The organism is Mesorhizobium sp. M1423, assembly GCF_040317575.1.
Taxonomy (GTDB): Bacteria; Pseudomonadota; Alphaproteobacteria; order Rhizobiales; family Rhizobiaceae; genus Mesorhizobium.
The window spans coordinates 13,958-39,086 of the sequence record NZ_JAMYKU010000006.1 but is presented as its reverse complement, the minus strand read 5'-3'; the positions used below and the strand labels follow the sequence as shown (position 1 = coordinate 39,086).

At 62.4% G+C, this 25,129-nt stretch carries 25 protein-coding genes; 5 read left to right on the top strand and 20 right to left on the bottom strand.

From position 1 onward, the window contains the following. Positions 1-83 precede the first annotated feature (83 nt). Positions 84-668: a hypothetical protein gene (locus NKG95_RS09705; protein ID WP_353040545.1), complete on the top strand. Its 585-nt coding sequence runs from the start codon at positions 84-86 to the stop codon at positions 666-668. Between the two features lie 90 nt (positions 669-758). On the opposite strand, the gene NKG95_RS09700 is transcribed toward NKG95_RS09705, so the two are convergent. Genes NKG95_RS09700 through NKG95_RS09685 form a run of 4 tightly spaced genes read right to left on the bottom strand, consistent with a single transcriptional unit; the run spans position 759 to position 3,383 of the window. Beyond that, the gene (locus NKG95_RS09700) at positions 759-1,313 is read right to left on the bottom strand and encodes a DUF2076 domain-containing protein (RefSeq protein ID WP_352789979.1); all 555 of its coding nucleotides are present in this window, start codon (positions 1,311-1,313) and stop codon (positions 759-761) included. A 31-nt stretch (positions 1,314-1,344) separates the two neighbouring features. After that, positions 1,345-2,052, bottom strand: a complete 708-nt coding sequence (locus NKG95_RS09695; protein ID WP_023717585.1) for a Bax inhibitor-1/YccA family protein — start codon at positions 2,050-2,052, stop codon at positions 1,345-1,347. Positions 2,053-2,079: 27 nt separating this feature from the next. Further along, a complete protein-coding gene (locus tag NKG95_RS09690; RefSeq protein WP_023717584.1) occupies positions 2,080-2,853 on the bottom strand; it encodes an anti-sigma factor family protein in 774 nt (257 codons plus the stop codon). Beyond that, positions 2,850-3,383, bottom strand: a complete 534-nt coding sequence (locus NKG95_RS09685) for a sigma-70 family RNA polymerase sigma factor (RefSeq protein ID WP_023717583.1) — start codon at positions 3,381-3,383, stop codon at positions 2,850-2,852. Before NKG95_RS09685 ends, NKG95_RS09690 begins: the two co-directional genes overlap by 4 nt. Positions 3,384-3,598: 215 nt before the next feature. On the opposite strand from NKG95_RS09685, the gene NKG95_RS09680 reads away from it, so the two are divergent. Both NKG95_RS09680 and mazG read left to right on the top strand, forming a co-directional pair. Then, entirely contained in the window at positions 3,599-4,783 is a 1,185-nt protein-coding gene (locus tag NKG95_RS09680) for an amino acid aminotransferase (protein WP_352587530.1), read from the top strand. Between the two features lie 135 nt (positions 4,784-4,918). After that, complete coding sequence (gene mazG / locus NKG95_RS09675; protein WP_352496547.1) at positions 4,919-5,743, top strand: nucleoside triphosphate pyrophosphohydrolase; 825 nt, start codon at positions 4,919-4,921, stop codon at positions 5,741-5,743. A 5-nt stretch (positions 5,744-5,748) separates the two neighbouring features. On the opposite strand, the gene hflX is transcribed toward mazG, so the two are convergent. The 8 genes from hflX to dusB form a co-directional block, all read right to left on the bottom strand. Beyond that, entirely contained in the window at positions 5,749-7,140 is a 1,392-nt protein-coding gene (hflX, locus tag NKG95_RS09670) for a GTPase HflX (protein ID WP_353006125.1), read from the bottom strand. Beyond that, a complete protein-coding gene (gene hfq, locus NKG95_RS09665) occupies positions 7,141-7,386 on the bottom strand; it encodes an RNA chaperone Hfq (RefSeq protein WP_006202172.1) in 246 nt (81 codons plus the stop codon). It abuts the gene before it with no gap. Between the two features lie 145 nt (positions 7,387-7,531). After that, on the bottom strand, positions 7,532-8,395 hold the full coding sequence (locus tag NKG95_RS09660) for a D-amino-acid transaminase (RefSeq protein WP_023717579.1): 864 nt from the start codon (positions 8,393-8,395) through the stop codon (positions 7,532-7,534). Between the two features lie 188 nt (positions 8,396-8,583). After that, the gene (ntrX, locus tag NKG95_RS09655) at positions 8,584-9,945 is read right to left on the bottom strand and encodes a nitrogen assimilation response regulator NtrX (RefSeq protein ID WP_352482545.1); all 1,362 of its coding nucleotides are present in this window, start codon (positions 9,943-9,945) and stop codon (positions 8,584-8,586) included. After that, on the bottom strand, positions 9,935-12,220 hold the full coding sequence (locus NKG95_RS09650; protein ID WP_023717577.1) for a sensor histidine kinase NtrY-like: 2,286 nt from the start codon (positions 12,218-12,220) through the stop codon (positions 9,935-9,937). The genes ntrX and NKG95_RS09650 overlap by 11 nt, the downstream gene beginning before the upstream one ends. Before the next feature lie 127 nt (positions 12,221-12,347). Next, positions 12,348-13,808, bottom strand: a complete 1,461-nt coding sequence (gene ntrC / locus NKG95_RS09645) for a nitrogen regulation protein NR(I) (protein WP_023717576.1) — start codon at positions 13,806-13,808, stop codon at positions 12,348-12,350. Next, positions 13,805-14,944, bottom strand: a complete 1,140-nt coding sequence (locus tag NKG95_RS09640; protein ID WP_352496544.1) for a two-component system sensor histidine kinase NtrB — start codon at positions 14,942-14,944, stop codon at positions 13,805-13,807. The genes ntrC and NKG95_RS09640 overlap by 4 nt, the downstream gene beginning before the upstream one ends. Beyond that, a complete protein-coding gene (dusB, locus tag NKG95_RS09635; RefSeq protein ID WP_352894852.1) occupies positions 14,941-15,966 on the bottom strand; it encodes a tRNA dihydrouridine synthase DusB in 1,026 nt (341 codons plus the stop codon). The genes NKG95_RS09640 and dusB overlap by 4 nt, the downstream gene beginning before the upstream one ends. Before the next feature lie 181 nt (positions 15,967-16,147). Here dusB and NKG95_RS09630 point away from each other — a divergent pair, with 181 nt between their 5' ends. Then, positions 16,148-17,368, top strand: coding sequence for a bifunctional 2-C-methyl-D-erythritol 4-phosphate cytidylyltransferase/2-C-methyl-D-erythritol 2,4-cyclodiphosphate synthase (locus tag NKG95_RS09630; RefSeq protein WP_023717573.1), 1,221 nt, complete (start codon positions 16,148-16,150; stop codon positions 17,366-17,368). After that, on the top strand, positions 17,365-17,874 hold the full coding sequence (locus NKG95_RS09625; RefSeq protein ID WP_023717572.1) for a CinA family protein: 510 nt from the start codon (positions 17,365-17,367) through the stop codon (positions 17,872-17,874). Before NKG95_RS09630 ends, NKG95_RS09625 begins: the two co-directional genes overlap by 4 nt. On the opposite strand, the gene NKG95_RS09620 is transcribed toward NKG95_RS09625, so the two are convergent. The 8 genes from NKG95_RS09620 to NKG95_RS09585 all read right to left on the bottom strand — a co-directional run bounded on the left by NKG95_RS09620 (position 17,850) and on the right by NKG95_RS09585 (position 25,123). Next, complete coding sequence (locus NKG95_RS09620) at positions 17,850-18,311, bottom strand: type II toxin-antitoxin system RatA family toxin (protein ID WP_023717571.1); 462 nt, start codon at positions 18,309-18,311, stop codon at positions 17,850-17,852. The two genes, NKG95_RS09625 and NKG95_RS09620, sit on opposite strands and share 25 nt — an antisense overlap. Before the next feature lie 12 nt (positions 18,312-18,323). Further along, entirely contained in the window at positions 18,324-19,289 is a 966-nt protein-coding gene (lipA, locus tag NKG95_RS09615; RefSeq protein ID WP_023717570.1) for a lipoyl synthase, read from the bottom strand. Positions 19,290-19,423: 134 nt separating this feature from the next. Beyond that, positions 19,424-19,681, bottom strand: coding sequence for a GlsB/YeaQ/YmgE family stress response membrane protein (locus tag NKG95_RS09610; protein WP_023717568.1), 258 nt, complete (start codon positions 19,679-19,681; stop codon positions 19,424-19,426). A 95-nt stretch (positions 19,682-19,776) separates the two neighbouring features. Beyond that, positions 19,777-21,222 (bottom strand): dihydrolipoyl dehydrogenase, encoded by a 1,446-nt coding sequence (gene lpdA / locus NKG95_RS09605; protein WP_353040544.1) that lies wholly within the window; start codon positions 21,220-21,222, stop codon positions 19,777-19,779. Between the two features lie 12 nt (positions 21,223-21,234). Next, positions 21,235-21,873 (bottom strand): SGNH/GDSL hydrolase family protein, encoded by a 639-nt coding sequence (locus tag NKG95_RS09600; protein ID WP_352858553.1) that lies wholly within the window; start codon positions 21,871-21,873, stop codon positions 21,235-21,237. Beyond that, positions 21,870-22,289 (bottom strand): hypothetical protein, encoded by a 420-nt coding sequence (locus NKG95_RS09595; protein ID WP_353040543.1) that lies wholly within the window; start codon positions 22,287-22,289, stop codon positions 21,870-21,872. Before NKG95_RS09595 ends, NKG95_RS09600 begins: the two co-directional genes overlap by 4 nt. 17 nt (positions 22,290-22,306) lie before the next feature. After that, on the bottom strand, positions 22,307-23,683 hold the full coding sequence (locus NKG95_RS09590; protein ID WP_353040542.1) for a pyruvate dehydrogenase complex dihydrolipoamide acetyltransferase: 1,377 nt from the start codon (positions 23,681-23,683) through the stop codon (positions 22,307-22,309). An 18-nt stretch (positions 23,684-23,701) separates the two neighbouring features. Further along, the gene (locus NKG95_RS09585) at positions 23,702-25,123 is read right to left on the bottom strand and encodes a pyruvate dehydrogenase complex E1 component subunit beta (protein ID WP_352482537.1); all 1,422 of its coding nucleotides are present in this window, start codon (positions 25,121-25,123) and stop codon (positions 23,702-23,704) included. Between the last annotated feature and the right edge of the window lie 6 nt (positions 25,124-25,129).

Genomic DNA, 25,129 nt, shown 5'->3' with positions numbered 1-25,129 from the left:
CCTGTAGCGTCCACTGAAGCCTGTAGCGTCCGTTGGCAGCGAGACAGCATTTGTGGGGCAACGGCGTGCTAGGGTTGCGAATCATGAACACACTGCTTGCAAGTCTTGCCCTCACCCTCGCCTGCGCATTCACTGACGCGCGAGCGCAGGACTTTGATCGTGCGCCAGGCGAGAATGACCTGGCTTTCGCGAAACGCGTGGTTGGGTTCGCGGACAACGCTGATCCGCACACCACAGCCGTGACCTGGAACGGCCTCCAGACACTGTTCGTCGATTACCAGACCACTGAGGAATATCCGGAACGCCCACTCGTCGCACTACAGCAGCAACCCGACGGGTACCGTACAATCCAGGTCACGCTTGGCGAACACGAAGGCGGCACGCCAGAGATTACAGCGCTCGGCCTCGTCAACGCCGATCACGATCCGGCAAAGGAACTGACTGTCATACTTGCCTGGCCTGTTTCGCACTACGACGTTTCGGGGACGCTCTACGAAGTTCGCATCTTCGACGTCCCCAAACCGGGCCAGAAGGCGCTGACGCAATTGAAAGTGAGCCAAAAGTTCGACGCCACCTGCGACTGCGGATGGCGCGACGGCACGACGAAGCGTTTCCGTTTCAAGACGATCAGGGCGGTCAAGGCTGAATTGAAGCGCTTGGGCTATTAGCCGCCGGCGAGGGCTCGCTTGCCGGATGCTGCCCCCGCCTACCCGGTGACCGGCAATCGTCACGAGCGCCGGCACAGGCTGGGTCGCTCGTCAGAATTCCATATCCCCGAAGTCACCGCCATTATCGGAGCTGGCATCGTCTGCCTGGTCGGCTTCGTCCGGCTGCGGTGCCGGCCGTTCGGCTGCCTGCGCTTCGCTGCCGCCAAACATGCCGGCGATCGCATTGCCGAGCAGCACGCCGCCTGCCACCCCCATCGCGGTCTGCGCGGCGCCGGCAAGGAACCCGCCGCCGGCCCGCTGTGACTGGTCTTGTGGCTCCTCCGCGGCAGCAGAGGCGGTGCGCCCTACCCGCGGAACCGAGCCTGAGCGCCTGCCGCCGCTGCGGCCGAAGAAGCCACTGAGCGGTCCACCGCCGGCAGGCTGCCGCGCCTGCTCCTCCAGCTCTTCGATGCGCGCCTGCGCTGCGTTCAGGGCCCGCTCCTGCACCACGATCGTCTGTGCCATGTAGTATGGCGCCCCAGGCTGCTGGGTGATCTGGTCCTGGATCAAGCGTTCCGCTTCGGCATCGCGCGGCGGCGCCTGGCGCTCGACATTTGCGAGCTTCTCGAAGAGCTGTCCGATCGCCTGCTGGTCGTTTCTGTCCATGATGTACTATTCCGGTCTCGGTCCGACGCGGCTATTCGCGCTCGCCGGTGAAGTTCAGCAACAGCTGGAAGATGTTGACGAAGTTCAGATAGAGCGAGAATGCACCAAAAACGGCGAGCTTTTGCTGTGTTTCGGCGCCGAAGTTTTCGGCGTACTGCTCCTTGATCGTCTGCGTGTCCCAGGCCGTGAGCCCGACGAAGACGGCGATGCCGATCACCGAGATCGCAAACTGCAGCGCTGTCGAACCCAGGAAGATATTGACGATGCTGGCGATCACCACGCCGATCAGGCCCATGATCAGGAAGGACGAGAACTGCGTCAGGTCGCGACTGGTCGTATAGCCATAAAGGCTGGTGGCGCCGAACATGGTGGCGGCGATGAAGAAGGTGCGGGCGATGCTGGTGCCGGTAAAGACCAGGAACACGGAAGCCAGCGACAGACCCATGACCGCGCAGAACGCCCAGAACATTGCCTGGGCCCCGGCCGCCGACATCGTCTGCATACGGAACGAGAACAGCAGCACAAAGGCCAGCGGCGCCAGCATCACCACCCATTTCAGCGGGGTGGAGAAGATCGGCACGTAAAGGGCGGGCGTGGAGGCCACCACGAGGGCGATCACGCCCGTAACGACGAGGCCAAGGCCCATGTAGTTATAGACGCGCAGCATGTGCCGGCGCAGGCCTTCGTCGTAGACGGCTCCGGCTCGGGCTCTGGTCCCAATGTATCCCAGATTGTTCATTTGGTTCTCCTTCTTAGAGGTAGTCGATCAGTAGAGTGTTTTGGCGAGCGCTTCGGCCGTGCGATCGAGGCCGCGGACATCGCTACGTGCGACGACTGCGTAGGCGACCTCGCCGATCTGGAAATAGGCCGAGGAAACCTCGCCCGACGGAACGACAGTCGGCTTGACGACGTCGAATGTTCCGGGCCGGATGGCGAACAGCGAGAGCAGCCCCATCTCTTTTGTCTCGACAGCCATCTCGACGCTCGGGCCGAACTGCGATGGGTAGATCTGCACGTCACGGACCGTCCAGTCCGTTGGCAGCGATGGCATGACGATCGCCGTGGCGGCGCGGATTTCGTCGGCATTGTAGCCGGGCGCCTCGAGTTGTGACGACATCGCCTCGCGCACGAGCGTCGTCCGATGCGCCCGGACTGCGTCCTCCACATAGGCGGGCGGATGGGTCGAAGCGACGACTTCCGTCACCGATATCGGTCCGATGAGCCCGTTCGCAAGCCAGCCGGCGGCGACGAAAACAGCGACAGCCGCCGCGCGCTGCAAAGCACCAAGGACACGGCCGCGCGCTAACCCCCGCTCCAGCCGCCGTGCCGCATCAGCCGTCGCCGGCCGCGCCATGCCTTTCGATCCGGCAAGCGCCACGCGCAGCTCGTCACGCGTCCTCAGATCAGTCATCACCCGCGCGGCCGCTTCCGGGCGAGCCGAAAGGAACGCCTCGACCTCGATGCGACGAGCAACGTCCAGCTGATCGTCGACATAGGCGTCGAGATCGGTGTCGGTGACGGGATCGCGCAGTTGGTTCATGATCCACCTCCGACGATCTTCAGATGGCTTTTCGTGCGTGCCGGTGCCGCGTCCTCCATCTCGCGGAGTGCCGCACGCGCCCTGCCGATGCGCGACATCAGCGTGCCAAGCGGCACGCCGCTAACCTCGGCCGCCTCGCTGTAGCTAAGCCCCTCGATGGCGACGAGATGCAGCGCGCAACGTTGCTCTTCCGGCAATGTGAAAAAAGCGTCGCGCACCTGTGCCAGCCGGACGGAATGTTCCTGCGGAGCCTGGACGCTGGCCTCGGTGAGATGGCCGGCCTGTTCGATGCGCACCGCTTCGGATTTGCGGGATCGCAAGCCGTCGATGAACGCATTGTGGACGATTGACAGCAGCCATACGCGAAGATTTCCGCCTGAGCGGAAGCTGCCGCGTCGCTCATAGGCACGCACCAGCGCATCATGCACCAGATCCTCTGCATCGGCGCTGTCGCGCGTCAGCGAGCGTGCGTAGCGGCGCAGCGAACCGAGCTGTCCCAGAATATCGAAGCGTGGCATCGGCCGTTTCATGTCCTGTTTACGGAGCAGGTCGGGGTTTTAATCCCGCTCTCCCCGAATTTTTTCGGCTCGCCGCGCTCTCGTCCTGGGAGATCTCGGGCCTGCCCTCGCCCGGCAGATAGTATCGGCCGCCCTCGAGGCAAACCGGCGCCGAGTTGGCGCATATGAAACCGCTGGCAAAGCACGGCCGGTTTGCGTATCACTCCGCCGCCAACGGAACCTTATCGATGTTCGAAAATCTCCAGCCCGCGCCCGCCGACAAGATCCTTGCCTTGATCGGGCTCTATCGCGCCGACCCGCGTCCCGACAAGGTCGATCTTGGGGTCGGCGTCTATAAGGATCGCGACGGCAAGACGCCGGTGATGCGCGCGGTGCGCGAAGCCGAAAAGCGGCTGCTGCGAGGCCAGGACACCAAGACCTATCTCGGCCTTGCCGGCGATACCGCCTTCAACGCGGCAATGGCTAGGTTGGTGTTCGGCCCAACCGCCGACATGACGCGCATTCGTGCGGCACAGGCGCCCGGCGGCTCCGGCGCGCTGCGGCTGGTGGCAGAGCTGCTGAAAAGGACCCGCGCCGACGCGACGGTCTGGCTATCGGATCCGACATGGCCGAACCACATGCCGGTGATGCGCGCCGCTGGCCTGCAGATACGCGAGTACCCCTATTTCGACGTTGCTTCTGGTGCGGTTCGCTTCGACGACATGCTGGATGCGTTGAGAACCGCGAATCCCGGCGACGTCGTGCTGTTGCATGGCTGTTGCCATAACCCGACGGGCGCCAATCTAGACATCTCGCAATGGGCTGCCGTTGCCGATCTCGTCGTTGAGCGTGGTCTGCTGCCCTTTGTCGACATCGCCTATCAAGGCTTTGGCGAGGGGCTTGATGCGGATGCCGCCGGCTTGCGCCTGCTGGCGGCGAAAGTTCCGGAAATGGTCGTTGCCTCGAGCTGCTCGAAGAACTTTGCCGTCTATCGCGACCGCGTTGGTGCAGCGCTGATCATGGCGAAAGACGGTGCGCAGGCGGATATGGCGATGGGCCAGATGCTGTCGGCGGCGCGCGCCATGTATTCGATGCCGCCGGACCATGGCGCGGCTGCGGTGCGCATGGTGCTCGAGGACGCTACGTTGCGGGCCGACTGGGAAGCAGAGCTTGAAGAGATGCGCCTGCGCATGCTGCGGCTGCGCGTCCAGTTCGCCGAAGCGCTGCGGCGGCAGTCCAACTCCGACCGTTTCGATTTCGTCGCCAGCCATCGCGGCATGTTTTCCCGGCTTGGCCTGTCGGAAGCGCAAGTCGAGCGGCTGCGCGCCGAGCATGGCATCTACATGGTCGGCGACAGCCGCATCAACGTTGCCGGCCTGCCCGAGGACGGCATGGACGCGCTCGCCAAGGCGATTGTCTCCGTGCTCGACTGATACTTTTTGCTTGACCATGATCTTTTCCGAAAACCGGCTTCCACGATCATGGTCTGGCCGCCGATCTGTGGACAAGGCGCCCTCACCGGCTGAAGCCGTTGGCCGCACAGCCGTGTACAGGATAGCGTTTCCCAGATGAAACCCTCGAAAGACATTTCCCGGCTGATCGAGATCATGGCAGCGCTGCGGGCGCCGGAAACCGGCTGCCCGTGGGATATCGAGCAGGACTTTTCGACAATCGCGCCATACACGGTAGAGGAAGCCTACGAAGTGGCGGACGCCATCGCGCGGGGCGACCTGGACGATCTGCGCGATGAACTCGGCGATCTCCTGTTGCAAGTGGTCTACCACGCGCAAATGGCCGAGGAGGCCGGCGAATTCTCATTCGGCGATGTGGTCGAGGCCATCACCACAAAAATGATCCGCCGCCACCCGCATGTTTTCGGCGACGAAAAGGCGCGCAGCGCCGGCATGGCGAAGGGCATGTGGGAAAAGATCAAAGCGGAGGAAAAAGCGGAGAAGCGCAGCGCCCGCCTCGTCCGAGGGCTCGACCCCGAGGACCATGGCAAGGGCTTTCTCGACAGCGTGCCGGTCGCCCTGCCCGCGCTGACCCGGGCCCTCAAACTGCAGGAAAAGGCCGCCCGCGTCGGCTTCGACTGGAGCGAGGCGGCACCGATCCTCGAAAAGATCGAGGAGGAGATCGGCGAATTACGCGAAGCGCTGGCCAAAGGCGACAGCGCACCGATCAAGGACGAGTTCGGCGACATGCTGTTTGCGATCGTCAATCTCGGCCGGCACCTCAAAATCGATTCCGAAGCGGCACTCAGCGGCACCAACGAAAAATTCCGGTCGCGCTTCCACCATGTCGAGCAGGCGCTGCAAGCGTCGGGAAACAGCCTCGAAGAGGCGACGCTGGACGAGATGGAAGCGCTCTGGCAGCAGGCAAAAAGCGCGAAATAAACGCCCTACCCATTGTTTTGACGTCGCAATCGGCTTTCTATCTCTTGTCGAGCACTGTGTGTGGCCTTGAGCGCGATGGTCACGCTGCCATCCTCATTGTCATCACGCGAGACGATGTCGCCGTTGCGGTAAAGCCAGTCGACGACGCCGAGTTGGTCGGCCTTGAGCGTGACGGTGAACGTCTCCAGTTCGCCCGACATCATCGTCTCGATGATCGCCTTCAGCGCATCGATGCCTTCGCCGGTAACCGCCGATATGGCGATAGGCGGCGCCTTCCTGCCGTCAGCACCATCGGCAAGCAGCCGCGCGCGGTTGCCCTCGTCGAGCCGGTCGATCTTGTTCCACACTTCGATGACGCGCTTGCTATCGCGGGCATCAACGCCGAGATCGGCAAGGATGCGCTCGACATCTTCGGCCTGTGCGGCCGTATCGGGGTCGGAGATATCGCGCAGATGAATGACGAGGTCTGCCTCGACCACTTCCTCCAGTGTCGCCCTGAAGGCCGCGACCAGATGCGTTGGCAGGTCGGAAATGAAGCCGACCGTATCGGAAAGGATGACCGGCGTTCCGTGCGGCAGGCGCACGCGGCGCAGCGTCGGGTCGAGCGTGGCAAACAGCATGTCTTCCGCCAGCACCCCTGCTCCGGTCAGCCGGTTGAACAGCGTCGACTTGCCGGCATTGGTGTAGCCGACGATCGCCACCACCGGAAACGGCACCTTCTTGCGCTTGGCGCGGTGCAGGTCGCGGGTGCGGCGCACCGTTTCGAGCTCATGCTTCAGCTTGGTGATCTTGTCCTGCAACACACGCCGATCCGACTCGATCTGCGTCTCGCCAGGGCCGCCGAGAAAGCCGGCGCCGCCGCGCTGGCGCTCAAGGTGGGTCCAGCTCCGCACAAGGCGGCCCTTCTGGTAGTTGAGATGGGCAAGGTCGACCTGCAGCGTGCCTTCCTTGGTGCGGGCGCGCTCGCCGAAAATCTCCAGGATCAGCCCGGTGCGGTCGAGCACCTTGGCGTTCAACTCTTTTTCGAGATTGCGCTGCTGTACCGGTGTCAGCGGATGATCGACAATGACCACTTCCGCGTGCCCCTCTTTGACGATCTCGGCGAACTCCGCGACCTTGCCGCTGCCGAGCAAGGTCGCCGGGCGTGGATCGTTGACGGTCACCACTGCCGTGTGGACCAGGTCAAGGTCGATGGCGCTGGCGAGGCCGACCGCCTCGTCGCGACGGGCCTCGGCGGAACGGGTCAGGCGCGGGCGATTGGTGTCGTCGTTGCCACGCGGCTGCCGGGTAAGCACCGGCACGATGACCACCGCCCGGGTCGGACCGTTGGCCTCTGTCCCGGTCTGATGTGCTGGTTTTCCGCGAACGCTGCGGTCCGCGTCTTTCTCACGTGCCAATCAGGCGCCCTGGCTTTCCTCACCATCGAACATCTGAACCGGCTGGCTCGGCATGATCGTGGAAATGGCGTGCTTGTAGACGAGCTGGGAATGGCCGTCGCGACGCAGCAGAACGCAGAAATTGTCGAACGAAGTGACCACGCCGGTCAGCTTCACGCCGTTGATGAGAAAGATGGTGAGTGGGTTTTTGCTCTTGCGAACTGAATTCAGGAACAGGTCCTGAAGATTTTGCGATCGTTCCGCCATTGTTCTTGTCTTTCGCCGATCCCCTTCGGTTTGCAAGCCAATGCGCCAAATTAGCTGGCACATGTCAAGCACGCAAACACCATCTTGCCGTCAGTAACGACAAGCAGAACGAGATATATTGATGTTCATTCCATCTGTGCGGTTATCAGGCTGGACTTTTTTCCGCAACGTCAAAAAAGGCCCGCCGTAGTGAAACTGTTATCGAGCCCGGGTGGCCGTTGGCGACGGGAGCGCCATCGATTGCCACCACCGGCATGGCGATCGTGGTCGCGGAGCTGATGAAAACCTCGCGCGCGGCCTTGGCCTCGGCAACCGAAAAGCCGCGCTCCTCGATCTTCAGGCCGAGCTTGGCGGCGACATCGAACAGTGTCGTGCGGGTGATACCGCGCAGGATGCCATGCTCGGCCGGCCGCGTCACCAGCACGCCGTCCCTGGTGATGATCCAGGCGTTCGACGATCCACCTTCCTTGACGGTGCCGTCAACATCGACGAACCACGCCTCCTGGGCGCCTGCTTCCTTGGCTTTCTGTTTGGCCAGCACGTTCGGCAACAGGCCGACCGACTTGATATCGACCCGATCCCACCGGTTCTCCGGCACCGTGATAACCCGGATCCCGCTCTCGGCCCGCTTCGCGGCAGCTGCAGGATCGGCTTTTTTGGCGGTCACCACCAGCGACGGCTTCGTGCCCGCCGGCGGGAAGAAAAACTCACGGCTGGCGACACCGCGTGTCACCTGGACATAGACCAGGCCGTCGACGACATGGTTGCGGCGCACCACCTCGCCCATGACGAGCGGCAGCACGCCGCGCGTGATCGGCCAGTCGATCGAGAGTTCGGTGAGCGAGCGGTTCAATCGGGCGAGATGGCGCGGCATGTCGACGATGAAGCCCCGCGCCACCTCGCAGACCTCGTAGACGCCGTCGGCGAATTGATAGCCACGGTCCTCGATGTGCACGGAAGCTTCGGCGTGAGCGACATAGCGTCCGTTCACATAGGCAATGCGCGGCATGGATAACCCCTGGAGAAGTCAGCGCATGAGCCCGAAAATCGGAATCGATTTCGGAAAGGATCATGCGCAAAAATCAAAATGCTACAGCCTCCTTTGTGCGTCCCAAAGACGCGCGGCGCTGCAGTGCTCTTATGCGATTCCACGACCGCCGTAACCGGTAATTGCGTGGGCCACGGCTGGTTTGGCTCTCAGACGCCCAGCGACTTCAGCTTGCGGTGCAGTGCAGAGCGTTCCATGCCGATAAACTCTGCCGTCTTCGAGATGTTGCCGCCAAAACGGTTGATCTGGGCGATCAGATAGTCCTTCTCGAATTGTTCGCGTGCTTCACGCAGCGGCAGTGCCATTATGTGCTGATCGGACTTGGTTGGAGTGCGCGGCATGACGTCGCCGATCTCGGCTGGCAGGAGGTCGGCGGTGATCGGCGCATCGACATCGTCGCCGCGCGCCAGGATCATCAGGCGCTCGACATTGTTGCGCAACTGCCGAACGTTGCCCGGCCAGTTGTGCGCCTGCAGCACCGCCAGCGCGTCGTCGCCGATGCGGCGCGGCTTGATGCCGGCCTGGCGAGCGATCTGCTTCATGAAATTGTCGACCAGATAAGGAATGTCCTCGCGACGCTCGGCCAGTCCCGGCACCATGACCGGAACCACGGCCAGGCGATGATAAAGGTCCTCACGGAAACGGCCGTCGGCGATCATGGCTTCCAGGTTCTGCGAGGTCGACGAGATGATGCGTACGTCGACCTTGACCCGCTTGGTGCCCCCTACCCGCTCGAACTGCTGTTCGACCAGCACGCGCAGGATCTTGTTTTGCGTCTCACGCGGCATGTCGGCCACTTCATCGATGTAGAGAATGCCGCGATGGGCCTCCTCCAGCGCACCGACCTTGCGTTCGACGCCGTTCGATTCGGTGCCGAACAACTCGATCTCCATACGCTCAGGCGTGATGTTGGCGGCACTCAGCGTCACAAACGGTGCACTCTTGCGCGCCGACAGTGCGTGGATGGCGCGCGCCGCCAGTTCCTTGCCCGAGCCGGAGGGGCCGATAATCATGACGCGGCTGTTGGTCGGCGCGACGCGCTCGATGGTCTGGCGCAATTGGCTCATTGCCGACGACATGCCGATGAGGTCGAAAGTCTCGCCGCTGCGCAGCTTGAGATCCGAAACCTCGCGTCTCAATTTGGACGTTTCAAGCGCCCGTTCGGCAATAAGGATCAGCCTGTCGGCCTTGAACGGCTTTTCGATAAAATCATAGGCGCCGCGGCGGATGGCCGAGACTGCCGTTTCGATATTGCCGTGGCCCGAGATCATCACCACCGGCAGGTTCGGGTGCATCGTCTTGATCTCGTCTAGCAAAGCGAGGCCATCGAGCCGCGAACCCTGCAGCCAGATGTCGAGGAAGATCAGCCTGGGTGCCCGGTCGGCAACCACCGCCAGCGCGCTGTCGGCGTCAAACGCCGTGCGGGTTTCGTGACCTTCGTCGCTCAGGATACCGGCGACGAGTTCGCGGATGTCTTCCTCGTCGTCGACGATGAGAATATCAGACGCCATTACCGACCTTTTCAGTTTCTTTTTCGTGTTCCGTCTTGCTTTCGCCGCGTATCGGAACGGTGGCGGCAACCGGCAGGATGATGCTGATCATCGCACCCCGCCCATCGTGGAATTCCGCTGGTGCATCGTGCAATTCGAGTCGCCCGCCATGGTCCTCCACGATCTTCTTGACGATAGCGAGGCCAAGCCCGGTGCCTTTCTCGCGTGTCGTCATGTAAGGCTCGAGCAAGCGCTGCCGGTTTTCGCGCGGCAAGCCCCTGCCGTTGTCGATGACGTCGATTCGAATCGCGCCATTCTGACGCCCGGCTTGAATCCGGATTATGCCGTGCGGACGATCCTCTGCATCAAGTCCGTCGATAGCTTCGGCAGCATTCTTGATGACGTTGCCGAAAGCCTGCGCCATCAGGCGGCTGTCGAACGTGCCTTTGAGCGGCTCATTGCCGAAGACGCGCTCGAAGGTGATGTCGGCGCGGCTCACTTCGACCAGGAACGAGGCCTCGCGCAACGAATCGCGCAGATCGATGGCCTTCATTTCTGGTTTCGGCATGCGGGCGAACGCTGAGAACTCGTCGACCATGCGGCCGATGTCCTCCACTTGCCGGATGATGGTGTCGGTGCATTGATCGAAAACCTCACGGTCCTCGGTGATGACCTTGCCGTAACGGCGCTTGATACGCTCGGCCGAAAGCTGGATCGGCGTCAGCGGGTTCTTGATCTCGTGGGCGATGCGCCGCGCCACGTCGGCCCATGCAGAGGAACGCTGTGCCTGGACCAGATCGGTAATGTCGTCGACTGTCACGACGTAGGATTTATCCTCCGAACCGTCGTCGCCGGCTTCAATCGTGATCTGCACGTTGAAGGTCCGTTCGGTGCCGGCACGATAGAAGGTGACCTGTTCGCGATAGACCGGCTTGCCCGACTTGCGGCCGATCTCGAAGACGCGGCCGACATGCGGTAGCACGGCGGAAAGGTTCTGCCCAAGCGCCGCGGTGGCGGATATGGCCAGCATCGTTTCGGCCGAACGATTGACGATGGTGACGATGCCATATGGATCGACGCCGATGACCCCGGCGGTGACGCCGGCAAGCACAGCCTCCGAAAAGCGCCGCCGCTCGTCGATCAGATCCTTGGCCGACAGGATCTCGTTGCGCTGCGATTTCAGCTCCATCAGCATCTTGTTGAAGGTGTCGCCGAGCGAGGCGACGTCGCCATCGGAGGGGCGGACTGGCACGGCCACATCGAGATTGCCGGTAGCGACCTCGTCGGCCGCGCCGATGAGCTGACGAATCGGCCGCACCAGGCGGTCGGCCACCGCAATGCCGGTCCAGATGGCGGACAGGATGATGATCAGCGTCAGCGACAGATAGGGAAGCGCGAAAGCCACTTGCGAGGTGCGGCGATTGTCTTCGAGACCGCGATATTCTGCGGTGTTGGATTTGACGATCTGCCGTGCCTTGATCACCTCGGGATCGACGAGGCGAATGGTGTAGAGATAGAGCCCGTCGATCTCGCGCAGCTTGACGATGGCCCCCATGATGTTACGGGTGCGCGGCTCGATCAGCACCGGCTTGCCGTTGGCCGCGCTTGCCACAGCGCCCTCCGGCGGCTCCGGCATGGCAAAGTCCGCGTCGGTCTTGGCGCTCATGACGAAGGAACCATCGGGCTTGATGAGTGCTGCGTGTGCCAGGGAGCGTCCAACCGCCTCCTTGTTCATGAGGTCAAGGAAGCCGGTCCGATCGAGGCCGTAAAGCGTGCGCGAAGCGTCGAGGTCGTAAGCCATCGACAACGTCGTGCCCTGAAGATTTCGTGCGTTTTCCTGCACATAGGCGTCGGCGATCGACAACGACGAATTGACGATCGTCTTGGTGCGGATCTCGAACCAGCGGTCGAGGCCGATGTCGAGCGTGATCGACGCGATGATCGCCACCATGATCGCGGGGATGGCGGCGACCAGCGCAAACATCGCCACGATGCGCACATGCAGGCGCGACGCAGCCTTGCCGTGCCGGCGTGCCATCAGGATGCGATGCACTTCGCGGCCGACCAGCAAGATCAGAAACAGGACGAACGCGGCGTTAAGCGCGATCAGCGCCAGCGTCGTCCGCGCGTCGGGCGTGATCGGCGTGGCGCCAACCAGAATGGCGAAGGAGATCGCCGCCGTCACCAGCGCACCGGCAATGGCGACCACGCCGGGCAGCGCAAGCAGCCGGCGACCGTCTCGCGCGCCGGTAGTGCTGAAATGCGGTTTGCTCAGTGTCGGTGCGTGCAGAGCCATGTCGCCGTCTAGAGCCAGTGATTGCGTCGGATGTATGCAACGCATTGTGGCGATTATGCAACAAGTGTGGCCGAGACGGAAATCTTTCGGCGATCGATCCCCTGGAAAGCGCTCGTAAGGGGTTCGTCTAGACCTGCCTGGAGGACTTGTAGACGTTGACGCCGAGTTCGCGAATCTTCTTGCGCAGCGTGTTGCGGTTGAGTCCTAGCAATTCGGCGGCCTTGATCTGGTTACCGCGCGTTGCGGTCATCGAGGCGAGGACCAGTGGATACTCGACCTCGGAGAGGATTCGCTGATAGAGGCCGGCCGGCGGCAAGTCGCCGGCAAACGAGGCAAAATAGCGCTGCAGGAAATGCTCCACCGCCTGGCCGATGGAAAGGTCGTCGGGAATGAGGTTGCCGCCACCTGGAACGACAGGCCTTTCGCCAGTCTTCAACTCCGCCTCGATGATCTCGGCGGATATCTCGTCCTGCGAATACAGTGCAGCCAGCCTGCGGATGAGGTTTTCGAGTTCGCGCACGTTGCCAGGCCATGGGTAGCGCTTCATCAGCTCGATGCCGCCGGTGGAAATGCGCTTGGTCTGCAGGCCTTCACTGGCGCCGAGCTTGAAGAAGTGCCGGACGAGGTCCGGAATGTCCTCCGATCGCTCGCGCAGCGCCGGCAGCCTGAGCGGCACAACGTTCAAGCGGTAGAACAGGTCCTCGCGGAAAAGCCCCTGATTGATCAGCGTGCGCAGGTCCTTGTTGGTGGCAGCGACGATGCGCACGTCGGTCTTGATCGGCGTGCGGCCGCCGACCGTGGTGTATTCGCCCTGCTGCAACACACGCAGAAGCCGCGTCTGCGCTTCCATCGGCATATCGCCGATCTCGTCGAGGAACAGCGTGCCGCCTTCGGCCTGCTCGAAACGGCCAGTGGAGCGGCTCTGTGCGCCGGTAAAGGCGCCCTTCTCGTGCCCGAATAGTTCCGATTCGATCAGGTCGCGCGGGATCGCCGCCATGTTGATCGCGACGAAGGGGCCACCACGACGACGGCCATATTCATGCAGCGCGCGCGCCACCAGTTCCTTGCCGGTACCCGATTCGCCTGAGATCATCACCGTCAGGTCGGTCTGCATCATCCGCGCCAGCATGCGGTAGATGTCCTGCATGGCCGCCGAGCGGCCGACCAGCGGCATCGTTTCAGGCGGCTCGTCGGCACGCGTATCGATCTTGGGCCGCCGCGGCTCGGAAAGCGCCCGATTGACGATGTTGAGCAGCTCCGTCAGGTCGAACGGTTTTGGCAGATATTCATAGGCTCCGGTTTCGGAGGCCCGGATCGCCGTCATGAACGTGTTCTGCGCACTCATGACGATGACCGGCAGTTCCGGTCGCGCCTTCTTGATGCGCGGTAGCATGTCGAAGGCGTTCTCGTCAGGCATGACAACGTCGGTGATGACCAGATCCCCCTCGCCCGCGGCCACCCAGCGCCACAGCGTCGAGGCATTGGAGGTGACGCGCACGTCGTGACCGACGCGCGAAAGCGCCTGGTTGAGGACAGTGCGGATGGCCGCATCGTCGTCGGCGACGAGAATATTGCCGCGAATGGTCATTTGCGGTCTCCTTCACCGTCGTCGTCGGCAAACTGGGTTTCTTTCCACGCCGGCATCAGGATGCGGAAGGTGGTCCCGCGCGGCGTCGATTCGCATTCAATGATGCCGCCATGCTCGCCGACGATCTTTGCGACCAGCGCCAGACCGAGACCGGAGCCGTTCGGCTTGGTGGTGATGAAGGGATCGAACAGGATCGGCAGGATATCCTCGGAGACACCCGAACCGTTGTCGCGCACGCAGAATTCCAATGGCAGCGACACCCGGTCCTGCGTTCCGGGCACGGAAACACGGATGCCCGGGCGGAAGGCAGTCGACAGCATGATCTCGCCCTGCGGATCGCTGCCGATCGCCTCGGCGGCATTTTTTACCAGATTGAGGAACACCTGGATGAGCTGGTCGCGATTGGCAAAAACCGGAGGCAATGATGGATCATAGTCCTCTAATATCTTGATCCGCTTGGCAAAACCGTTCTTGGCGATTGCTTTGACATGGTCGAGCACGACATGGATGTTGACGGGGTAGCGGTCGATCGGCCGCTCGTCCGAAAACACCTCCATGCGGTCGACCAGCGAGACAATGCGGTCGGTCTCGTCGGTGATCAAACGCGTCAGCGCGCGATCCTCATCGGACGCCGACAGTTCTAGCAGCTGCGCGGCGCCACGAATGCCGGACAGCGGGTTCTTGATCTCATGGGCAAGCATCGCGGCAAGGCCGGTGACCGAGCGCGCCGCACCGCGATGCGTCATCTGCCGGTCGATCTTGTCGGCCATTGAGCGTTCCTGGAACATCACCACGACGGAGCCTGGAAATTCCGTCACCGGCGCGACGTAGAGATCGACCACCTTCTCGATGCCGAGACGCGGCGACGACACGTCCACCCGGTATTCGTTCACCGGCGCACGGCGCTCGCGCACCTGGTCGACAAGCGTCAGCAGCGGACTGCCGAAAGGAATGAGCTTGTGCAGCGTGTTGCGGGCGAGCATCGTGGCGCTCGAGCGGAAAAAATCCTCGGCATCGGCATTGGCGAAGGTGATGAAGCCTTGCGGATCGACCATGATCACCGGCCGACGAATTGTGTTGAGCACAATATGCGCGGCGTCCGCCATGTCCGTGCTCTGTGTGACGGTGGCGTTCATGCCGCACTCCGCAGATTCGGCGCTTCGGGAGCGCTTGAAAACATGTCGCGCAGCAAGGCAATGACCCGCCCAGGCTCGAAAGACGTGAGGATGGCCTTGCGCCAGTCATCGCTTGTGACGGCATGGCGGTCGAGATACCAGCCGAGATGCTTGCGCGCCTGGCGCAATCCGCTTTCGACGCCATAGAGCGTCAGCATGTCTTCGTAATGGGCAATGACGTAGTCGGTCAGCGCTTGCGGGCTGTCCGGCATGCCGGATACTGGCTCGGCCAGCGCGGCCGCTACAATGCTGCCGGCAGTCCACGGCGCGCCATAGTGCGCACGGCCGATCATCACCGCGTCGGCGCCGGACTGGTCGAGGATCAAGGCTGCCTCTGCCGGCGAGCCGACATCGCCATTGGCAACCACAGGGATGGAGACGGCCTGCTTGACGCGTGCGATGGCACGCCAGTCGGCCGTGCCCTGATAGAACTGGCAACGTGTGCGGCCGTGCACCGTCACCATCCTGACGCCGGCCTGCTCGGCGCGTCGCGCCAGCATCGGCGCGTTGAGCGCGCTCTCGTCCCAGCCAAGCCGCATCTTAACCGTGACCGGCACGTCGACCGCGCCGACTACCGCTTCGATCAGCGACAGCGCGTGGTCGAGGTCTCGCATCAGTGCCGAACCGGCATAGCCGCCCGTCACCTTCTTGGCCGGACAGCCCATGTTGATGTCGATGATGTCGGCGCCTTCGCCGGCTGCGATTCGTGCGCCCTCGGCCATGTGCACCGCCTCGCGGCCGGCAAGCTGGACCATGTGGACAGGCAGCCCGGAATGACGGATGCGCAGGCCCGAGCCAGCCCTGCCCTTTGCAAGCTCACCGCTCGCCACCATTTCCGATACAACCAGCCCGGCGCCATGCGCATGGGCGCGCTGCCGGAACGGTTCGTCGGTAATGCCCGACATCGGCGCGAGAAACACGCGGTTGCGGATTCTCACGCCACCCACCTCCAGCGGCGAAGCCAATTTGGTCACATCAGGCATGCACAAAAACCAAGCACCTTCGATTGCTGCACATTCTCTAGCCAGAACGACGGCAATGTGCAACGCGCAATGTCGTGACATTAAGGCGCATTTGGGAAAAATATGGATCGCCGGACGGCATCAATCCTAGGTCTTGTGAAAGCGATACCACTTTTCAGGATCATGCGCTAAGCGTCTCGGCATGAGACATGTCAGCGAAAAGCCAGCTGCCGACGACAAGGTCGCCGTGGTCATCGTTGCTGCCGGGCGCGGCGCGCGCGCGGGGCAGGCCAATGGGCCGAAGCAGTACCAGCAGATTGGCGGCGGCGCCGTTATCGCACGCACGCTCGACGCCTTTCTGACGCATCCGAAAATTGGACCTGTCGTCGTTGCTATCCATGCCGAAGACGGCGCGCTTTTCCGCCGCGCCGCCGGCGCGAACGCCGACCGTGTCGTCGCTGTGATCGGCGGTACGTCACGGCAGGAGTCCGTCCGGCTTGGACTGCTGGCGTTGAGAAGCCATGCGCCGGGCCGGGTCCTGATCCATGATGCGGCTCGGCCGTTTGTCGATGCGGAACTGATAGATCGCACGATCGCCGCCATTGAAGAGCGCCAGGGAGCGCTGCCTGCTTTGCCCGTTGCCGATACGCTGAAGCGCGAAACGGCCGAAGGCATGAGCGGCGAAACAGTGTCCAGGGCCGGGCTCCATGCCGCACAGACACCACAAGGCTTTCCGTTCTGGCCGATCCTGGCCGCGCACGAAAAGGCTCATCAATTGGGCAAGGCGGATTTCACCGACGATGCGGCAATCGCCGAATGGGCGCATATTCCGGTGAAGATCGTTCCCGGCTCGCCGGACAATGTCAAACTGACCTGGGCACGGGATATTGCGATGGCGGATCAGCGGCTTTCCAGCGCCTCACGTTTTCCGGACATCCGAACCGGCAACGGCTACGACGTCCATGCCTTCGAGCCCGGCGACCATGTCACCCTGTGCGGTGTCGCTATTCCGCACGACAGGAAATTGTCCGGCCATTCGGATGCCGATGTCGGCCTGCATGCGTTGACCGACGCGCTGCTCGCCACCTGCGGCGCCGGTGACATCGGCACGCATTTCCCGCCCTCCGACCCGCAGTGGAAAGGGGCCGCTTCACGCATCTTCGTCGAACACGCAGCGAAGCTGGTGCGCGAGCGCGGCGGGCGCATCGCCAACGCCGACATCACATTGGTTTGCGAGGCGCCGCGCGTCGGCCCGCATCGCGAGGCCATGACCGAAACGCTTTCCGCAATGTTGCGAATTTCGCGCGACCGCATCTCGATCAAGGCGACAACCAATGAGAAGCTCGGCTTCGTCGGCCGTGAGGAAGGCATAGCGGCCATCGCGACCGCCAGCGTTGTGTTTCCAGGGGATGTCCCCGAATGAGCAATAGCGATCTCGCAGATGCCCTGCTTCAGGCCTGCCAGCAGCGCGGCATCATGCTGGCGACGGCCGAGAGCTGCACCGGCGGCATGATCATCGCCACGCTGACCGACATTGCCGGCTCTTCCACTGTGGTCGATCGCGGCTTCATTACCTATTCCAACCAGGCCAAGACCGAGATGCTCGGCGTCTCGGCCGCTACACTCGAGGCGAACGGGGCGGTCTCGCGCGAGACTGCGGTGGAGATGGCGGCCGGCGCCTTGGCCCATTCGCGCGCCGGGCTTGCGCTCGCGGTGACCGGCATCGCCGGTCCGGGCGGTGGCTCAGCGGAAAAACCTGTCGGCCTGGTCTGGTTCGGCGTTGCCGTGGCTGGCCGGCCGGTGGTCAGCGAATGCCAGCTGTTCGGCGACAAGGGCCGTGATTTCATCCGCCGGGAGACGGTCCGGCATGCGCTTGAACTGGGTCTGCGCGCGCTCGCTGCGGATCAGGCCGCCGATGGCGTGCCGTAGATGATTTCGGCGCGTTTCTCGAACGCCTCGGAGAACATGCGGAAGGCGCGGTCGAACATGGTTCCCATGAGCGCACCCAAAATGCGGCTCTTGAACTCATAGTCGATAAAGAAGCAGACGTTGCAACCACCGCCGTCCGCCGGGTCGAAGCGCCAGACATTGCTCAGATATTTGAACGGGCCGTCGATATATTTGACGTCGATGGCGTTCTCGTCAGGCTTCAGCAGCACCTGCGTGGTGAAAGTCTCGCGGATCGCCTTGTAGCCAATGCTCATGTCGGCGATGAGCAGCGTGCGTCCGTCGCGTTCCTTGCGCGAACGAACCGTAAGTGCCTCGCAAAGCGGCAGGAATTGCGGATAGGATTCGATATCCGCGACCAGAGCGAACATCTGTTCAGGCGTATGCGCGACGCGGCGATGGGCTTCGAATTGTGGCATGAAACCAGTTTGTTAGGCGGACTTCCTGAGAAACGCTTCGCGCGCCGCGCGCAACCTGGCGAAATCGTCGCCGGCATGGTGCGACGAGCGCGTCAGCGGGCTCGACGCCACCAGCAGGAAGCCCTTGGTCCGGCCGATCGTCTCGAAGGACTTGAACTCCTCCGGTGTGACAAAGCGGATCACCGGATGGTGCTTCTTCGACGGCTGAAGATATTGGCCGATGGTCATGAAGTCGACATTGGCCGAACGCAGATCGTCCATCAGTTGCAGGATTTCGTTCCGCTCCTCGCCAAGGCCAACCATGATGCCGGACTTGGTGAAGATCGAGGGGTCGAGTTCCTTGACTCGCTGCAAGAGCCTGATCGAGTGGAAATAGCGCGCACCCGGCCGAACCGTCAGATAGTTCGACGGCACGGTCTCGAGATTATGGTTGAAAACGTCGGGCTTGGCCGCCACGACGATCTCCAGTGCACCGTCCTTGCGCAGGAAGTCGGGCGTCAGGATTTCGATCGTCGTCAGAGGCGTTGCCGCCCGGATGGCGCGGATGACCTCGGCAAAGTGCTGAGCTCCGCCATCGGCGAGATCGTCGCGGTCGACTGAGGTGATGACGACATGGCTTAGGCCCATTTGCTTGACGGCGTGTGCGACGCGCGCCGGCTCGTCGGGATCGAGTGCGGTCGGTATACCGGTAGCCACGTTGCAGAAGGCGCAGGCGCGCGTGCAGATCTCGCCCATGATCATGAAGGTGGCGTGCTTCTTTTCCCAGCACTCGCCGATATTGGGGCAACCGGCCTCTTCGCACACCGTCACCAGCTTATGCGACTTCACGATCTCGCGCGTCTCGGCATAGCCTTTCGACATCGGCGCCTTGACGCGGATCCAGTCGGGCTTGCGCAGCACATCCTGGTCGGGCTTGTGCGCCTTTTCGGGATGCCGCAGGCGCGGCGCATTGGCGATCGTGTCAAGGACGGTGACCATATGAAATCCGGTTCATTCGCGATCGCCTGTCCGACGTTCGCTTTCCCAAGTCATCTAGGACTTTTCGCTGCAAAGAAAAAGGCCGCGGCGGCGCATGCCGCCACCGCCGTTTTCGCATGGCAAGAGTTCAGCAACTAACGGCGCACCATGCGTCCTACCCAGATCAGCAGGCAGGCACCAATGAACCCGGTGATCAGATAGGCGATCCAGCCGGCGCCGAAGGCGCCGATGTTGAGCGCCTGCAGGATGGCATTCAGCACGATCGCGCCGACGATGCCAAGAATGATGTTCATCAAGATGCCGGTGTTGCTCTTCATGAACATCTCGGCAAACCAGCCTGCCAAACCGCCGATGATGATGGCTGCTACCCAGCCCACGCCGTTCACGTCCATATGCCCTCTCCTGTGGTGATGAATGCATCCGGAAACGAATTACCTTGCAGTCGAGTTCCTTGACATACATGTGTGAGTCTCGCGCAGCCAATTTATCATGCGTTCAGCGCACGGCCATAGGCGTCGAGAACACTCTCCTTCATCATCTCCGACAGCGTCGGGTGCGGGAAGATTGTGTGCATCAGCTCTTCCTCGGTGGTTTCCAGGTTCATAGCCACGACGAAGCCCTGGATCAGTTCGGTTACTTCTGCGCCAACCATGTGGGCACCCAGCAACTGGCCGGTCTTCTTGTCGAAAATGGTCTTGACGAAGCCTTGGTCTTCGCCCAGCGCAATCGCCTTGCCGTTTGCGGCGAACTGGAAGCGGCCGACGCGGATGTCCTTGCCATCGGCTTTCGCTTTGGCTTCCGTCAGTCCGACCGAGGCAACTTGCGGATTGCAATAGGTGCAGCCCGGGATCTTCAGCTTGTCGATGGCATGCACGCCGGCGAAATTGGCAATCTTTTCCACACACACCACGCCCTCATGCTCGGCCTTGTGGGCGAGCATCGGCGGTCCGGCGACATCGCCGATGGCATAGATGCCGGGCACGTTGGTCTTGCCGTAGCCGTCGACGACGATGCAACCGCGTTCGGTCTTCACGCCGAGCGCCTCGAGGCCGAGATTTTCGATATTGCCCTGTACCCCGACGGCTGAAATCATGCGGTCGGCGGTGATCTTCTCGACCTTGCCGTCCTTCATCTCGACATGCGCGGTGACCGAATTGGCGCCCTTCTCGACCTTGGTCACCTTGGCATCGAGGATGATCCTCATGCCCTGCTTCTCGAACTGCTTTTGCGCAAACTTCGACACTTCGGCGTCCTCGACCGGCATCACAGCCGGCAGCAATTCAACCACCGTCACCTCTGCGCCCATAGTGCGGTAAAACGAGGCGAACTCGATGCCGATGGCGCCCGAGCCCATCACCAGCAGCGACTTCGGCATCTCTTTCGGCACCATCGCCTCGAAATAGGTCCAGATCAACTTGCCGTCCGGCTCGATGCCGGGCAATGCGCGCGGCCTGGCTCCGGTCGCCAGGATGATGTGCTTGGCGGTGTAGGTGCCCTCGCCTTTGACGCCCTTGGGCGCCGGCGGCTGCGGCTCCATCGGCTTCTTCGACGATTTCGACACGACGATCTCGCCGGGTTTCGTCAGTTTGGCTTCGCCCCAGATGACGTCGACCTTGTTCTTCTTCATCAGGAAGCCGACGCCGCCGTTGAGCCGCAGCGAGACCTTTCGCGAGCGATCGACGACGGCGGCGGTGTCGACGCTGACCTTGCCGTCGATCTTCAGGCCGTAATCCTTCAGATGATCCGAATAGTGCATGATCTCGGCCGAGCGCAGCAGCGCTTTGGTCGGAATGCAGCCCCAGTTGAGGCAGATGCCGCCCAAGTGCTCGCGCTCGACAATCGCCGTCTTGAAGCCAAGCTGCGCCGAACGCACTGCAGTGACATAGCCGCCGGGGCCGGAGCCGATGATGATGACGTCGTAGTTCTCAGCCACGGCTTTTCTCCTTCACAATTCCAGCATGACGCGCACGAGCGGCGCCAGCGCTTGCCCGATGCTCCGCGTGTTTTCCGCGTCAAGGTGGACGCCGTCCAGCGGCGTCGTTTCGGCCACCGTGCCCGCATTGAAGAAGCCGCAGCCGGCCTCGTCGGCAAGGGCGGAATATTGCGGCGCCAGCCGCTTTGACGCGTCATCTCCGCCGGCGAACATTTCCTTGAACTCGGCGTTTTCCGTGCGGCTGACTACGGGCGGCGCGACGATCAGGATCTGCGGCGCCGGCCAATCGAACGGGTAATCATGACCGCGCACAATATCGATCAGGCGTTGCACGCCTTGTTTGGCCGCGACCGGATTGCCGTGAATCCACGGCTTCATATCGTTGGCGCCGAGCATGATGACGATCAAATCGATCGGCGCATGAGTCGTCAGGATCGTTGGCAACAGCCTTGCGCCATTGCGGTCCGCTCCGGCCAAGTGATCGTCGAAGGCGGTGGTTCGGCCATTCAGGCCTTCGGCGATGACCTCGACGCCGCTGCCCAATGCCGCCTGCAGCACGCTCGGCCAGCGATCTTCCAGCGGATGTCGGCCGAGGTTTGCCGCGTCATAGCCCCAAGTAAGCGAATCGCCGTAGCAGAGGACCGTCTTCATGTGCCTGCCCCGCCGAAACCTGGTTGCGAGCGCGCCAATCGCCAGCGCACGAAAAGCCACTGGACCAGCACCGTAGCGATGCCCGGCAGGACGAGACCCGCGACTATGGGAAGATCGCCCGACCATTGGCTCTTGCCTGGGGGCTGGGAGAAAGTCCAGCCGATCAGGGAAACTCCAACGAGCACAAAAAACGCTACCCCTATGGTCGCCGTCAGCTTTGTTGCCCCTCGTGGGTCCGACATGAATTGTGCGATGAAGAACGCGACCGTCACGAGGACGGTGACGAGAGCCGAAATCATGAACACAAGGATGTACTCTACGTCGGCATTGGTTGCGACGGCGAGCCACTGCGCCACCAATCCGCCGGCCAAACCGGAAAGAAAGAAGGCAAAAAGGCTGGTGAAGAATTTCCGCACCGCCCTGTTCCCTTCTCTTAGACCAGCATGCCCATCGGGGTTTCGACCATGCGTTTGAAGGCGACGAGCAGCTCGGCGCCGAGCGCACCGTCGACGGCGCGGTGATCGGTCGACAACGTCACCGACATGATCGTGGCGATCTTGATCTCGCCGTTCTTGACCACCGCACGTTGCTCTCCGGCGCCGACCGCCAGGATCGTCGCATGCGGCGGGTTGATGACGGCAGAAAAATCCTTGATGCCGAACATGCCGAGATTGGACACTGCCGTGGTGCCGCCCTGATATTCTTCCGGCTTCAGCTTGCGGCTGCGGGCGCGGCCGGCAAGATCCTTCATCTCGTTGGAGATAACGGACAGCGTCTTTTCGTCGGCACGCCGGATGATTGGCGTGATCAAGCCGCCGGGGATCGACACTGCAACACCGACATCGGCATGCTTGTGCTTGACCATGGCGTTTTCTGTCCACGACGCATTGGCATCCGGCACCGCCATCAGCGCCATGGCCAGAGCCTTGATGACCATGTCATTGACGGAAAGCTTATAGGCCGGCGTTTCCCCCTTCTCGGTCTTCTTCACCGGGGCGGCCGCATTGATCTGCGTGCGCAGGGCCAGAAGTGCGTCGAGCTCGCAGTCGAGCGTCAGATAGAAATGCGGGATGGTGGTCTTGGCCTCGACCAGCCGCCGCGCAATTGTCTTGCGCATATTGTCGTGGGGGACCAGCTCGTAGGAGCCTTCGGCAAACAGTTTGAGCACCTGCTCGTCGGACATTGGCTTGGGTGCTGCTGCCGCAGGTGCCGGAGCACCGGCGGGCGCTGCTTTTGCTGCTGGTGCCGCCTTGGCGCCGCCACTGGAAATTGCGGCCTCGACATCGGCCCTGACCACGCGACCATGCGGGCCGGAGCCCGTCACCGCCGACACATCGACACCGGCTTCCTTGGCGATGCGGCGGGCCAGCGGCGAGGCGAAGATGCGCTCACCGTTTGCATGGCCGTTGGCGGCCGCCGCCGGTTCCGCTTTAGGTGCAGGTGCGGCAGGCTCCTGCTTCGGCGCTTCGGGATTTGGTGTTTCAGCTTTGGAGGCGTCCGCTTTCGGAGCCTCAGCCTTTGCCGGCGCAGCGCCATCACCGCTTTTGGCGGCAGAAGCAGCATCCTCGCCCTCGGCCGCCAGCACCGCGATCAGCGCATTGACCTTGACGCCTTCAGTGCCGGCCGGAACCACCAGCTTGGCAACCGTGCCTTCGTCGACGGCTTCGACTTCCATCGTTGCCTTGTCGGTCTCGATTTCGGCAATCACGTCGCCCGGCGAAACCTTGTCGCCTTCCTTGACCAACCACTTGGAAAGATTGCCCTCTTCCATCGTGGGCGACAGCGCCGGCATGGTGATGTTGATCGGCATTTTGTCCTCCCGCCCTGCTCAGCGATACGTGACGGCTTTGACCGCCTCGACGACCTCGCCGACATTGGGCAGCGCCAGCTTTTCGAGGTTCGCCGCATAGGGCATCGGCACGTCCTTGCCGGCAATGGTAATGACCGGTGCGTCGAGGAAATCGAAGGCGCGCTGTGAGACCTGATTGGCGATATGGTCGCCGACCGAGTTCTGCGGAAAGCCTTCCTCGACCACCACCAGGCGATTGGTCTTTTTGACCGAGGCGATGATCGTGTCGAAGTCGAGCGGGCGGATAGTGCGCAAGTCGATGATCTCGGCATCGATGCCCATGCCGCGCAACTCCGCCTCCGCCTTGATCGCGTAGGTCATGCCGATGCCGAACGAGACGATGGTCACGTCCTTGCCGGATTTGTGAATGCGCGCCTTGCCGATCGGCAACACGAAATCGTCCATCTTCGGCACGTCGAAGGAGTGGCCGTAAAGGATTTCGTTTTCGAGGAAGATGACCGGGTTCGGATCGCGGATCGCCGCCTTGAGCAGACCCTTGGCGTCGGCGGCGGTATAAGGCATCACCACCTTCAATCCAGGAATATGGCTGTACCAGGCGGCATAGCACTGCGAATGCTGCGCGGCGACGCGGGCAGCAGCGCCGTTCGGGCCGCGAAAGACGATCGGGGCGCCCATCTGGCCGCCGGACATGTAGAGCGTCTTGGCGGCTGAATTGATGATCTGGTCGATCGCCTGCATGGCGAAGTTGAAGGTCATGAATTCGACGATCGGCTTCAGGCCGGCCATCGCCGCGCCAACACCAACGCCGGCAAAGCCGTGCTCGGTGATCGGCGTGTCGACCACGCGTCTCGGACCGAATTCCTGCAACAGGCCTTGTGTGATCTTGTAGGCGCCCTGGTACTCGGCGACTTCCTCGCCCATGACGAAGACGTCGCCGTCGCGGCGCATTTCCTCCGCCATTGCGTCGCGCAACGCTTCACGCACCGTGGTCGAGACCATTTCGGTGCCGGCCGGGATGTCCGGATCGGCGGCAATTTCCAGCTTGGGCGCGGCGGCAACAGGTGTTGCCGCTTCGCTCTTGGCCGGAGCAGCAGCGGGGGCCGGAGCAGCCGCGGGGGCCGGAGCAGCCGCGGGCGCTGCCGCTTGCGACTCGACAGCCTCCTCGCCAATGCCTTCGCCCGCCTCGTCGATGTCTTCGCCATCGAGGGCCAGCACAGCGATCAGCGTGTTGACCTTGACGCCTTCGGTGCCGGCAGGAACCACGATCTTGGCAAGTGTGCCTTCATCGACGGCTTCGACTTCCATCGTTGCCTTGTCGGTTTCGATCTCGGCAATGGCGTCACCGGCTGCGACTTTGTCGCCTTCTTTCTTCAACCACTTGGAAACATTACCCTCTTCCATGGTCGGCGAGAGGGCGGGCATGAGAATTTCGATCGGCATGTCCTT